The 12,461-nt window shown below is 75.4% G+C and carries 12 protein-coding genes; 8 read left to right on the top strand and 4 right to left on the bottom strand.

Going from position 1 to position 12,461, the window contains the following annotated elements:
* Window positions 1-285, top strand: a complete 285-nt coding sequence (locus EV372_RS12685; protein ID WP_017563261.1) for a MoaD/ThiS family protein — start codon at window positions 1-3, stop codon at window positions 283-285.
* A gap of 64 nt (window positions 286-349) precedes the next feature.
* On the opposite strand, the gene EV372_RS12680 is transcribed toward EV372_RS12685, so the two are convergent.
* On the bottom strand, window positions 350-1,696 hold the full coding sequence (locus tag EV372_RS12680) for a DUF418 domain-containing protein (RefSeq protein WP_486483975.1): 1,347 nt from the start codon (window positions 1,694-1,696) through the stop codon (window positions 350-352).
* A 151-nt stretch (window positions 1,697-1,847) separates the two neighbouring features.
* Between EV372_RS12680 and EV372_RS12675 the strand changes: the two genes are divergently transcribed.
* A complete protein-coding gene (locus EV372_RS12675; RefSeq protein ID WP_130396165.1) occupies window positions 1,848-3,101 on the top strand; it encodes a sensor histidine kinase in 1,254 nt (417 codons plus the stop codon).
* Window positions 3,102-3,172: 71 nt separating this feature from the next.
* On the top strand, window positions 3,173-3,835 hold the full coding sequence (locus EV372_RS12670; protein WP_041553483.1) for a response regulator: 663 nt from the start codon (window positions 3,173-3,175) through the stop codon (window positions 3,833-3,835).
* A gap of 239 nt (window positions 3,836-4,074) precedes the next feature.
* On the opposite strand, the gene EV372_RS12665 is transcribed toward EV372_RS12670, so the two are convergent.
* Window positions 4,075-5,562, bottom strand: a complete 1,488-nt coding sequence (locus EV372_RS12665) for an SDR family oxidoreductase (protein WP_130398901.1) — start codon at window positions 5,560-5,562, stop codon at window positions 4,075-4,077.
* Window positions 5,563-5,844: 282 nt separating this feature from the next.
* Here EV372_RS12665 and idi point away from each other — a divergent pair, with 282 nt between their 5' ends.
* Together idi and EV372_RS12655 are read left to right on the top strand one after the other, a co-directional pair.
* Window positions 5,845-6,402 carry an isopentenyl-diphosphate Delta-isomerase gene (gene idi, locus EV372_RS12660; protein ID WP_019609343.1) on the top strand — a complete coding sequence of 186 codons (558 nt, stop codon included), beginning with the start codon at window positions 5,845-5,847 and terminating at the stop codon, window positions 6,400-6,402.
* Window positions 6,403-6,624: 222 nt separating this feature from the next.
* The gene (locus EV372_RS12655) at window positions 6,625-7,335 is read left to right on the top strand and encodes an HAD family hydrolase (protein WP_130396164.1); all 711 of its coding nucleotides are present in this window, start codon (window positions 6,625-6,627) and stop codon (window positions 7,333-7,335) included.
* Between the two features lie 315 nt (window positions 7,336-7,650).
* On the opposite strand, the gene EV372_RS12650 is transcribed toward EV372_RS12655, so the two are convergent.
* The gene (locus tag EV372_RS12650; protein ID WP_013156557.1) at window positions 7,651-8,121 is read right to left on the bottom strand and encodes an NUDIX hydrolase; all 471 of its coding nucleotides are present in this window, start codon (window positions 8,119-8,121) and stop codon (window positions 7,651-7,653) included.
* A 78-nt stretch (window positions 8,122-8,199) separates the two neighbouring features.
* A complete protein-coding gene (locus tag EV372_RS12645) occupies window positions 8,200-8,787 on the bottom strand; it encodes a GNAT family N-acetyltransferase (RefSeq protein WP_197044253.1) in 588 nt (195 codons plus the stop codon).
* A gap of 184 nt (window positions 8,788-8,971) precedes the next feature.
* Here EV372_RS12645 and EV372_RS12640 point away from each other — a divergent pair, with 184 nt between their 5' ends.
* From EV372_RS12640 to EV372_RS12630, 3 genes are all read left to right on the top strand, one after another.
* Window positions 8,972-10,318: an ROK family protein gene (locus EV372_RS12640; protein ID WP_130398899.1), complete on the top strand. Its 1,347-nt coding sequence runs from the start codon at window positions 8,972-8,974 to the stop codon at window positions 10,316-10,318.
* Between the two features lie 468 nt (window positions 10,319-10,786).
* On the top strand, window positions 10,787-11,317 hold the full coding sequence (locus EV372_RS12635) for a PadR family transcriptional regulator (protein ID WP_130396163.1): 531 nt from the start codon (window positions 10,787-10,789) through the stop codon (window positions 11,315-11,317).
* Window positions 11,314-12,369: a serine hydrolase domain-containing protein gene (locus EV372_RS12630; protein WP_130396162.1), complete on the top strand. Its 1,056-nt coding sequence runs from the start codon at window positions 11,314-11,316 to the stop codon at window positions 12,367-12,369. Before EV372_RS12635 ends, EV372_RS12630 begins: the two co-directional genes overlap by 4 nt.
* Window positions 12,370-12,461 lie beyond the last annotated feature (92 nt).

The following is a 12,461-nucleotide window of genomic DNA, read 5'->3' as shown; positions in this document are numbered from 1 at the left end:
ATGCGGGTGACGGTACACCTGCCGGGTCTGCTGAGGGCCGACGCCGACGGCGCGGCCCACGTCCCGGTGGAGGTCGAGGACGGGACCGCGCTGGGCGGGGTGCTGGACGCGCTCACCGCCCGGTATCCGGGGCTGGACCGGCGGATCCGCGACGAGCAGGGGCGGCTGCGCCGCTACGTCAACGTGTTCGTGGACGAGGACGAGTGCCGCGGGGTCGGCGGGCTGGCGGCGCCGGTCCGCGACGGCGCGGACGTGCGCGTGCTGCCCTCGGTCGCCGGGGGCTGAGGGCTCCTGGCGGTCCCGGCGGGGGGCGGACGGCGCCACCCCCGGAAGCGGTCGGGTCCCGGTGTCAGGCCGGGTCCCCGCCGGCGGCCGGGAGGCCGGACCGCCGACCGGAGCGCTCGGCGCGCAGGGGCACCGGGCGCAGGTGGGTCAGGCTCCGCCACACCCACTCCAGCGGGCCGAGCCGGAACCGGCGCGCCCACAGGTGGGCGAGGACGGCGGTCGCGACGAAGTAGGCGGCGGCCAGGGCGTACTGGGCCAACTGGGGAACCGTCCCCTCGAACGGGCCCATGACCGCCAGGAACACCGCCGTGCTGCCCAGGTACACCGTGAGGGTCATCCGCCCGAGCGGGGCCAGGGTTCCCAGCACGCGCGCCGCTCCCCGCCCCCTGAGAACCAGCCACCACACCAGTCCCAGGTAGAGCAGGGCTCCGCCCAGGTTCAGCAAGGTGTTCCCCAGGAGGACGACCACGGTCTCGCCCACGGACCGCACCGGCGCGCCGTCGGCGCCGAACTCGGTCGGGAACACGACGCTGCCGACGAGCATGAGGACCACGCTCAGGCCCTGGGCCACCGCGCCGAACACGAGCATGCGCAGCGGCAGGCGGGAGGTCCCCTCCGTGCCGGTTCCGGGCTCGGCGGTGAGCTCCGGGCGGCGGGCCAGCCACACGCCGACGCAGAAGAACCCGAGGGTCTGCGGAACCAGCATCGCCGAGGCCCCCCAGGTGTGGTCCCCGAGGAACGGCGAGAGCAGCAGGTCCGACACCGGTACGGCGGCGAACAGCACGGCCGCCGCGACCAGCGGTCTGCGGCGGGACCCGCCGAGCAGCAGCGGCACCAGCGGGGTCAGCAGCAGCGCCGCGACCGAGTACTGGGTGAGGATGTCCCCGTCGAAGACCGCCAGGTGCGGAAGCCCGAACAGCAGCCCCAGCACGGCGTAGCGGCGCAGCATCACCGCCGCGGGCCGTCCGCCGCGCCGGGAGGCGGCCCGCCACGCCAGGACCACGCCCGCGCCCAGCAGGATCATGAGCATCGTCCTGGCCCTGCCCGACATGAGCAGGGTGAGCCCGCCGTCCACGAGTTCGCTCAGCGGGCCCGGGGCCCGTTGGCCCGACATCTCGACGGGATAGACCACCGAGGACGCGTTCATCATGACCACGCCGATCATCGCGAGCGCCCGGGCGACGTCCAGGAAGGCCACCCGCCGCGCGGGGGGCGCGAGGCCGGGGCCGGCGCCGTCGGACGCGGTCGTGCGCCGCGTCCCCGCCGTGTGCGGCTCCCCGCTCCCGGCCGTGTGGAGCGCCCCGCCCCCGTGCCGTGTCCCGGCCGTGTACTGCCCCCGGGCTCCGGCCGGGTGGTGCGTCCCGTCCCCGTGCCGTCGTGCCCCTGTCGTGTCGTACCCCGCCTCGCTCATGCGGTGCCCTCTCCCCCTCCGACGTCGAACGGCTCCCAGCCTCGCCTGCGGGCCCGTGCGCGCACATCGACCGAACGGCCGACGACCGGACCCGCCCGCCTCGTACCTTCGGCCGAGGCCCGCCGCGTCCGCGCGGCCTACGCTGGTCGCCATGGTCATGAACAGGGTGTTCGCGGCGCTCGGCGGCGGCCGGACCAGCGGTGCGCTGTCCCGGCTCGCGCCGTGGGCCGTGGCGTGCGTGCTCGCGGTGGTGTGGGCACTGGACCTGCTGCGCGTCCACGGCGACTTCTCCCTCCCGGGTTGGATGGGGCCCCCGCACTCGGCCATGGACTACGTGCCGGTGGTCTCCGGCGGGGTGGTCTGCGTGATCGCGCTGTCCGTCCTGCGCCCGTCCTCGGGACCGGTGGCGACCGCGGTGTCCGGTGCGGCGGCCGCGGCCTCGGTGCTGGCGGCCTCCGCGGTGCTGTGGCCGCTGCCCATGGGGGAGGCGTTCGGATACGCCCTGACGGGCTCGGAGGTCAGCGGGCTGCTGGTGCTGCTCGCGCTGGCCGGGCTGCGGTGCCGCCCCTGGCAGATCGGCGCGGTGTCCCTGTGCGCCTTCGCGGCCACCCTCTCGGACTACCTGCGGGAGCCCGTCCCCTACTACGCGAGCCTGGCCAACACGTCGCTGACGTTCGTGGCCGTGGGACTGGCCCCGGGGCTGTACCTGCGGTGGCGGGAGGCCCAGCGGCGCTCCCACGTGGAGCACGCCCGGTCCCAGGAGCGACTGGCGATCGCCCGCGACCTGCACGATGTCGTGGCGCACGAGGTGACCGGCATCGTCGTCCAGGCGCAGGCGCTGCGCCACATCGCCGACCGCGACCCCGGCGCGGTGCGGAACGCGCTGCCCGAGATCGAGGCGGCCGGGGCGCGCGCCCTGGAGTCCATGCGCGGGATGGTCTCGCGGCTGCGGGAACCGGGTGACGTGCCGCTGGCCCCGGACACCGCCGCGGGACTGGACCGGCTGGCGACACCGGCGGCCGGGAGCCGCCCGGAGGTGGCGGTACGGTGCCGGGGATCCGTGGAGGCCCTGCCGCCGACCGCCGGAACGGCGGTGCTGCGGATCGCCCAGGAATCGGTCACCAACGCGCTGCGGCACGCCCGGGGCGCCACCCGGGTGGAGGTGACGGTGGAGGCCGGAGCGGAGGAGGCCGAGGTCCGGGTGAGCGACGACGGCCAGGGGGCCGCGGGGCCGACCGGGGGCGGGTTCGGCCTGGTCGGCATGGCGGAACGGGTGCGCCTGCTCGGCGGCGTGTTCTCCGCGGGTCCGCGTGACCGGGGCCGGGGCTGGGAGGTGGCGGCGCGGCTGCCGCTGGACCGGGCGGGCGAGGGCACGCGACGTTCGACTGTCGGGGAGCAGGGGTGAGGGTGACGCGGGGAGTCCCGGGAGACCGGAGGGGAGCAGGGGTGACGGCGGGGACCGAAGGGGAGCGGGCGGTGCCCGGCGGCGGCGAGGCGCCGATCCGGGTGCTGCTGGCGGACGACCAGGCCATGGTGCGGACCGGGTTCCGGTACATGCTGGCGGCCGAGGACGGCGTCGAGGTGGTGGGCGAGGCCGGTGACGGCCTGGAGGCGGTCCGGCTGGCGCGGGAGCTGCGCCCGGACGTGGTGCTCATGGACATCCGCATGCCGGGAGTGGACGGCCTGGAGGCCACCCGCCGGTTGGCCGGTCCGGGGGTGGCCGACCCGCTCCGGGTGGTCGTGGTGACCACGTTCGACCTGGACGAGTACGTGCACGCGGCGATCACCGGAGGGGCGGTCGGGTTCCTGCTCAAGGACGCCGGACCGGCCCTGCTGGTGGAGGCGGTGCGGGCCGCCGCCAGGGGCGACGCCCTGGTCTCCCCGAGGGTCACCGTGCGGCTGCTGCGGCACTTCGCGGCGGCGCCCCGGTCCGCGCCGGGGGACGGCGGGCTGACCGTGCGGGAGTTGGACATCGTGCGCGCGGTGGCGCGGGGGCTGACCAACACCGAGGTGGCCGGGGAGCTGTTCGTGACCGTGAGCACGGTCAAGACGCACCTGGCGAGCGTGCAGGCCAAGCTCGGGGCGCGCAACCGCGTGGAGGTGGCGGCCTGGGCCTACCGCAACGGGCACGCGGAGTAGGCGGAGCCTCCTCGGGGCGGAGCCGGTGCGCCCCGAGGTGGCGCGGCGGCGGGAGCGGAACCCTCTGGCGGCGGAACGCGACCCCCTGCGCGCCGCACCGCTTCCGGGGCCCGGGACGCCCTCAGGCGCCCCCGGGCGGCGGTCGTCCACAGCCTCCCGCCGCCTCTACCGCCGCCGGGCCCGATGCGGTTTCCTGGAATACGGGGGGTCCATGGGGGCGCCCGGTCTCCGCCTGCCCTCTACCAGTTGGCGGGGGCGTAGTCCTTCAGGAAGCACCCGTGCAGGTCCTCGCCCAGCTCGCCCCGCACGATGGGGTCGTACACGCGCGCGGCCCCGTCCTCCAGGTCCAGGGGCGCGTGGAACCCGGCCTCGGCCAGCCGCTCCTTCTCCGGGTGCGGGCGCTCGTCCGTGATCCACCCGGTGTCCACGCTGGTCATCAGGATGCCGTCGGACTCCAGCATCTCCTGGGCGCTGGTGCGGGTGAGCATGTTGAGCGCGGCCTTGGCCATGTTGGTGTGGGGGTGCCCCGGCCCCTTGTAGCCTCGGCCGAACACCCCCTCCATCGCCGACACGTTGACGATGTAGGTGCGGCGCGCCGGGGACGCGGCCAGGGCCGGGCGCAACCGGTCCACCAGCAGGAACGGCGCGCTCACGTTGCACAGCTGCACCTCCAGCATCTCGACGGGGTCGACCTCGCCGATCCGCCGCGTCCAGCTGTTCACCGGGGCCAGGTCGGGCACCAGCCCTCCGGCGTCGATCGCCGTCCCGGTGCGCACCCGTTCCATCGACGCGGAGCCCGTGGTCAGCGCCAGGGAGGTGAGCATGGCCGGGGTGAGCGCGTGGGTCGCCGGGGCGTCCCGCTCAGGGCCGGTGCGGTCCTCCAGGGCTCGCGGGCGCACGCCGCCCAGCACCAGCGGCTCGGGCAGGCCCTCGCCCGTGAGCGGTTCGGCCTCGGCCTCGACCAGCGGCCCGTAGGAGCCGGGCGAACGGCGCACCGTCTGGGCCGCGTTGTTGATGAGGACGTCCAGCGGCCCCTGTTCGGCCACCGCGTCGGCCAGCCGCAGCACCTGGGCGGGGTCGCGCAGGTCGACGCCCACCACCCGCAGCCGGTGCAGCCACTCGCCGCTGTCGGGCATCGCGGCGAACCGGCGCACCGCGTCGTTGGGGAAGCGCGTGGTGACGGTGGTGTGCGCGCCGTCCCTGAGCAGCCGGAGCGCGATGTACATGCCGATCTTGGCCCGGCCTCCGGTGAGCAGGGCCCGGCGCCCGGTCAGGTCGGTGCGGGCGTTGCGGCGCTCCCTGTTGAACGCCGCGCACGCGGGGCACAGCTGGTGGTAGAAGGAGTCGACCTCCCGGTACCTCTCCTTGCAGATGTAGCAGGGCCGGGGCCTGCTCAGCACGCCCGCGAGGGCGCCGCCGCTGCCGCTGCTGAGGGCGCGGCCGTTGGTCTCGTCATCGATCCGGTCCGGCGCCGCGGTGGCGGTGGCCGCGAACACGGCCCTGTCGTGGGCCTGGCGGGCGGCCTGGCGCTCCTTGCGGCGCCGCTCCTTGACGTTCTTGAACAGGCGGGCGGTCGCGCGCTGGAGGGCGACCGAGTCCGGGTGGTCGCTGGGCAGCTCACCGGCGCGGGCGATCACGTCCAGGCACGCGGCCAACCGGTCGGGGTCGATCCGCTCCGCCGGGTGCTCCAGCTCCTCCGGCAGCGTCCGGGTACCCGTGTCCGTCATCGTCTCTGTCACCGCTCCACCGCCGCGCCGCGGTCGTCGCGGCCGGCCTTCCGTTCCCTGTGTCCGGTGGCTCCCGACTCGGGGCCATCAGGAACTGTATGCGCACCCCGGGACCGCGCGGAGCACGGTCCGGTGGAGCCGGTGCGCGTCGGGTGGGAGTGACGGGTGAGTATGGGAGGGGAGAACGTCGCCGCGTGGGGAGTACGGACCGTACGCGTGTGACCCAGGAACGAGGGCCGACCGGGCGGAGCGCGGCGGTCCCGGAAGCGGGGGGTAGGAGCCGTGACCCAGCACAGGGCCGCCGCGGGCGCGGAGGGCGGGGCCGAGCGCGAACTCGTGGTTCTGCTCGACGAGGAGCACCAGCGCGTGGGCGTCGCCGACAAGGCCACCGTGCACACCCGGGAGACACCGCTGCACCTGGCGTTCTCCTGCTACGTCCTGGACGCGGACGGGCGGGTGCTGATCACCCGCCGGGCCCTGGGCAAGACCACCTGGCCGGGGGTGTGGACGAACAGCTGCTGCGGCCACCCCGGCCCGGACGAGGACCTCGACGCGGCCGTGCGCCGCCGGGTCGGCCAGGAGCTGGGGATGCGCGTCAGCGGGGTGCGTCCCGCGCTGCCCGACTTCCGGTACCGGGCGGTGTCGGCCGAGGGGATCGTGGAGAACGAGTTCTGCCCCGTCTTCTGGGCGCGCGCGGAGGAGGGCCCGGACCCCGACCCGTCGGAGGTGGCCGAGTACGCGTGGGCGGAGTGGGCGGACCTGGTGGCGGTGGCCGAGCGGACACCGTGGCTGCTGAGCCCGTGGGCGGTGGAGCAGATCCCCCGCCTGGACGCGCTCTGAGCCGTGCGGCGGCCCCGGGAACGGGAGTGGTTCCGGGGTGCCGTGCGGCGGAGGCGGGAGGGGGCGCGCCGGGTAGCGGTCGCGGGACGGTGGGCGCGGGGGCGGCGACCGGGTGTCCGCGAGGCGTGAGGGCGGCGACCGGGTGTCCGGGAGGCGCGAAGGGCCCCGCGCCCGGGTAGGAACGGGGTGGCCGTTCCCGACCCCCTCCCTGGAGCCGCTCCCATGTCCGAACGCCCCGCCGGGCGACCGCTCCGCCCGGCCGCCCTCGTCCTCGACGTCCTCGACACCCTCTTCCCCCTCGCGCCCCTGGAGTGGCGGTTCCGGGAGGCCGGAATCCCCCGGGTGCTCATGACCCGCTGGTCGGACCATCTGCTGCGCGACTCGTTCGCCCTGGCCCTGGTGGGCGGCGACGGCGCCGACCGCTCCTTCGAGGACGTGGTCCGGGGAGCGCTGCGCGACATCACCGGCCACCAGATCGCCCCCTCCGCGGAGGACGCCATCGTCGAGGGGCTGGCCGAACTCGACCCCCGCCCCGAGGCGGCCGCCGCGCTGCGCGCCGCGCGCGGGGCCGGGGTGCCCGTCGCGGTCCTGGGCGACCACGACGACGCGCTGGCCCGGAGGCTGCTGGAGCGCGCCGGTCTGCCCGACCTGGTGGAGGGCGTGCTGGACGCCCGCCCCGCCGGGGAGTGGCGGCCCGCGCCGGGCGCCTACCGGGCCGCCGCGCGGTCGCTGGGGACCGCCCCGGAGCGGCTGGCCCTGGTCACCGCGCACGGATGGGACGTCGCCGGGGCGCGGAACGCGGGGCTGGTGACCGGCTGGTCCTCCCACCTGGAGGGGCGCTTCCCGTCGGTCTTCGCCCCGCCGGACGTCTCGGACCGCGACCTGGCCCGGACGGTGGACGGGCTGCTCTCCCTGCCCGCCGGACAGCCCTGACCGGGGTCACCGCGAAGCGGGGCGGCCCCGGGCCGCGCAGGGGCGGTCGCCCGCGTGGCCGGGGCGGCTCGGAAGCGGAGCCCGAAGAGTCCTCCGGTCTCGGAGTCGTCGGGCCTCGGCGTGATGACGTGGGGGTCGGCGTCGAGCCCCGTCCGGCACCGGGCTCGGGCCCGGGCCCGTCGCCGGGGGCGGGTGCGGGCTCGGGAGCGGGACTCCGGGCCGGACCGCTCACGGCCTGCCCGGTGGCGGCACCTGGCTCGGTCCGGGGCCGGGGTCCGGGACGCCCGTGCGGGCCGGAGTCCGGGGCGCCGGGGCTCAGGTGACGTAGAACGGCCCCGGGCGGTCCTCGTGGGCGTGGCCGATCCGGTCCAGGATGCGCTGGGGCATGTCCGGCAGCGCCCCGGGCGGGAACCAGCGCACGTCCAGGCTCTCGTCGCCGCTGGCGTCGGGCGCCCCGCCCACGGGGCGGCAGCGGAAGGCCAGGTCGAGGATCTGCACGCGGTCGCCGTTGGGGTAGGTGAAGGGCTCCTGGGCGAGCACGCTGGTGAGCCGCTCCACCTCGACCTCCACCCCGGTCTCCTCGCGCACCTCGCGGACCACCGCCCGGGCGGGCTCCTCCTCCGGTTCCAGGATGCCGCCGGGCGTGGCCCAGCGGCCGTCGTCCGCGCGCCGGTGCAGGAGGACCTCGCCCTCCTCGTTGACCACCACCGCCGTCACCCCGACGAGGGGCAGGAGGCCGTGGCCGACGTGGCTGCGGAGGGCGAGGAGGAAGTCAGGAACGGGCATGGGCCCGAGGGTAGCCCCGGGACGCGTTCCGCGGGTACCCGCCCCGCTGCGCGGCGGGCGGCGCCCGCGGAACGCGCCTCAGCCCTTCCCCCGGGCGGCGCGGAGTTCGGCGTACTCCTCGGCCAGGACCGACATCAGCACCGCGTCGTGCCACTCGCCGTCCCAGCGCAGGGACTCGCGCCAGACGCCCTCCCGGACGAACCCCGACCGGGCGTAGGACCTCTGCGCGCGGGTGTTGAAGGCGAACACCTCCAGGGCGACCCGGTGCAGCCCGGCCGTGGTGAAGGCGTACTCCAGCACCAGGTCCGTGGCCTCGGTGCCGTAGCCCCTCCCGGTGACGGACACGCTGTTGAGCGCGATCCGGTAGCCGACGCTGGCGTTGTCCGGGTCGAGGTCGATCAGCGCGCACTCGCCCACGGCCGCGCCGCCCTCCCTCTCGAAGACGACCCAGTCGGCGCGGTCGTGGTGGTCGGGCCGCGTCGCGGCCCAGCGCACCAGTTCCTCCCTCGTGAACTCCCGGTGGGTGCCGGTGAGGCGGCGCACCTCGGGATCCATGCGCAGTACCGGTTCGATGAAGTGCTCACCGGTCCTGGCGTCGAGCGGTTCGAGGCGGACCCTCTCCCCGGTGAGGACGGGCTGGTCGCGGAAGACGTCGGGAGGCACCATGCCCGGGATCCCACCAGAGGGGTCGGCCGGGCGCAACGGCTTTTCCGGTCCGGCCACACCCGTCCCCTCCGCCGCGTCCGTCTCCGCGGCCGCGCCCTGCCGGGGCAGCGCCCCCGCTCACGCCGCCGGCTGCCTGTACGATCCGGGCACGGTGTGCCGTGTCGGACGGGACGAGGGGGACCAGGTGTCGGTCGGTTCGGGAACGGTGAGCTTCCAGACGGTCCGGGAGACCAACCTGGGCGTCGTGCTGCGCACGGTCCGCGAGCTGGCCCCCTGTTCGCGCGCGGCGGTGGCCGCGGCCACCGGGCTGAACAAGACCACCGTGTCCAGCCTGGTCGCCGACCTCATGGCGCGCAGGCTGGTCCGCGAGACCGGGCGCTCCTCCCGGCAGCGGGTGGGGCGCCCGGGGGTGCTGCTGGACCTGGACGACTCCTCGATCGCGGCGATCGGCCTGGAGGTCAACGTGGACTACCTGTCGGTGGTCGCCGTGGACCTGCTCCAGCGCGAACTGGTCAGCCGCCACGTCCCCTTCGACGCCCGGTCGGCCGGGGCGGAGGCGTGCGCGCGGCACATCGCGCGCACCCTGGGCGCGACGGTGGCCGACCCCGCGCTGCGCGGACGCACCGTGGTGGGGGTGAGCGTGGCGGTCCCGGCGCTGATCGACGCCCCCTCGGGGACGGTCACGCACGCGCCCAACCTGGGCTGGCGCGACGTGCCGCTGCGCGACCTGCTGTCGGAGCTGCTGCGCGAGGCCGGGGTGGAGGGCGTCCCGGTGCGGGTGGACAACGACGCGAACCTGGGCGCGGTGGCCGAGTACCGGGTGGGGTCGTTCGCGGGGACGGCCGACCTCGCGTACCTGACCGGCGAGGTCGGGATCGGCGCGGGCATCCTGACCGGGGGCGAGCTGCTGCGCGGCGCCAGCGGGTTCGCGGGCGAGGTGGGCCACCTGTCGCTGGCCCCGGACGGCCCGGAGTGCGCGTGCGGGCGCCGCGGCTGCCTGGAGGCGCTGGCGGGGATCGGGGCCATCCTGCGCGGGGCCGTCCCCGACCGGTTCCCGGACCACCCGCTGTCGGGCAGCGACGTCGCCGAGCTGGTGGGGACGGCCGTGGAACGCGCCGAGGCGGGCGACGGCACCGCCGTCGGCGCGCTGGAGCGGGCGGGCACGTGGCTGGGCCGGGGCCTGGCAGTGCTGATCAACGTCACCAACCCGAGGCTGGTGGTGCTGGGCGGCTACTTCGTGCCCCTGGGCCCGTGGCTGCTGCCGAACTGCCGGGCGGAGGCGGCCGCGAGCGCGTTCGCCCCGGAGGCGGGCGGCTGCCGGGTGGAGCTGTCGTCGCTGGGGCTGAGCGCGGCGGCCCGGGGCGGGGCCACCGCGATGATCCACTCCCTCGACGCGGGACTGCTGCCCCTGCCCGGGCCCGTGGTCCAGGCTCCCGGTCCCGCCTCCGGCGAGGAGTCCGCTGTCGAGCCCGCCGGACTCCCGGCGACGGGCGCGGCGCAGCCGGACGGAAGCACCGCAGACACCGCCTAGGGCCTGTTTTTTGAACCGGTCTCAGCTTGTGGGCGGGTGGTTCGGGCGCCCACGGGGTTCTGGAGGTGGCGGAGGCGGGTTCGTGAGGAACGAGCGAACCCGCCGGAGACACCGAAGGTTCCCGTGCTCCGGGCGCCCGAACACGGACCGAAGCGAAGCGGAGGTCCAAAAAACACTGCCTAGTGCCGTGACCGTAAGGGGCCGCCGGACCCGCCCCCGCCGCCGGGGTTCCGTGTTCGTGGCGCGTCTCGTCCGCCCGACCCCGCCCAGGGGCAGGTCGGAACCCCTCGCGGCACACCGCTGACCTTTCCGGACAGCTACCGGAGGGCCGTGCGGGGCGGCGTCCACCCCGCCCTGAGCAGGGGGTTCACCCTCGTTCCGGCGTTCCGGATCCGAAGCCACACCGGCCCCCGGCTACATGCGCTCTCTCATAGTGGACAACACATATATTGGCGTTATCCTCTACCCATGTCCCTACGACACGCCATCCTCGGACTCCTGTCCATCAAGCCGATGAGCGGCTACGACCTGAAGAAGGTGATCGACGAGAGCGTCGGGCACTTCTGGACGGCGGACCAGTCGCAGATCTACCGGACGCTCACCGGCCTGGTGGAGGAGGGCCTGGCCTCCCGCCGCACCGTGGTGCAGGAGGAGCGCCCCAACCTGCACCTGCACAGCGTGACCGCCCCCGGGCTGGCCGAGCTGGACCGCTGGCTCACCTCCCCCCTGCGCACCCCGCCGACCCGGGACCCCTTCCTGGCGCGTCTGTTCTTCGCGGACAGGATGAGCACGGAGGACATCCGGGAACTGCTGGACACCCGCAGGCGGGAGGTGGGCGGGGAGCTGGCCGCGCTGGAGGCGATCGCCGTCCCGGCGGAGGCCGCCGGGCTCGGGCAGGCGCTCCGCCTGGCCACGCTCTCCTACGGCATCACCCTGGCCAGGGCGGAGCTGGACTGGCTCGACGCCACCGAACGGCTGCTGGAGGAGGACGCCCCGTGAGTGAGCGGATCTCGGCCCGGCTCGACAGGATCGCGGCGCGCTACGCCGCCAAGCCGGGGGTGTCGCTGATGAGCCTCGCCGTGGAGCAGCCGTCCACCGGGTTCTCCTGGAGCCACGGCGACACCGGGCGGCCGTACTTCGTCGCCAGCATCACCAAGCTGTACACCGTCGCGATGGTCATGCAGCTGCGCGACGAGGGGGCCCTGACCCTCGACACACCCGTCGCGGACCTGCTCGGCGCGGACACGATGCGCGGGCTGAACACGTACGGGGGCCGCGACCACGGCCCGGTGATCACGGTGCGCGAACTGCTGACGCAGACGTCCGGGATCCCCGACTACTTCGAGCAGAAGCGCCCCGACGGCACCACGTTCCTGGGCGACATGCTCCGCGAGGACGCCGCCTGGACCTTCGAGGACTTCCTCGGCATGGCCAGGGCCATGCCGAGCCGGTTCGCCCCCTCGACCCCGGGCGGGGCGCACTACTGCGACACCAACTACCAGCTGCTCGGGCGCGTCATCGAGGTGGCCACGTCCGGCGGCTACGACCGGGCCCTGCGCGCCCGGATCCTCGAACCGCTCGGGCTGCACGACACCTGGCTGTTCACCCCGCACACGCTGGACCGCTACGACGAGGTCGCCACGCTCCTGCACGGCCGCGCCCGGCTGCGCGTGCCGAGGACGATCGCCTCGTTCCCGCCCGACGGAGCGGTGGTCTCCACCTCGGCCGACCAGCTGCGGCTCCTGCGCGCCTTCGTCGGGGGCGAACTGTTCCCCGCGCGGTACCTGGCGGAGATGACCGCGCGCTGGAACCCGGTGTTCTCACGCCTGGTCCCCATCGACTACGGGATCGGGGTCATGCGGTTCAGACTCCCGCGCTGGATGACGCCGTCCACCCCGTGCCCGGAGATGATCGGCCACTCCGGGGCCTTCGGGAACGTGCTCTACCACGTCCCGGAACTCGGCCTCCACGTCTCCGGCACCGTCAACCAGATGCTCCCCCGCAGCCTGCCGCACAACATCCTGGCCCAGCTGGTGGCCCAGTTCCGGTGAGCCCCTCCGGGCCCCGCTGACCCGGGAGTCGCACGGCGGCCCCGGACCGGGCTGTCGCGACCGCCGCCGGACACCCGGGCGGCCGGGGCGGC

The organism is Nocardiopsis sp. CNZ308 (assembly GCF_004217075.1).
Note: the sequence above shows the minus strand (reverse complement) of the source record. Positions and strands in the feature narration are given on the sequence as shown.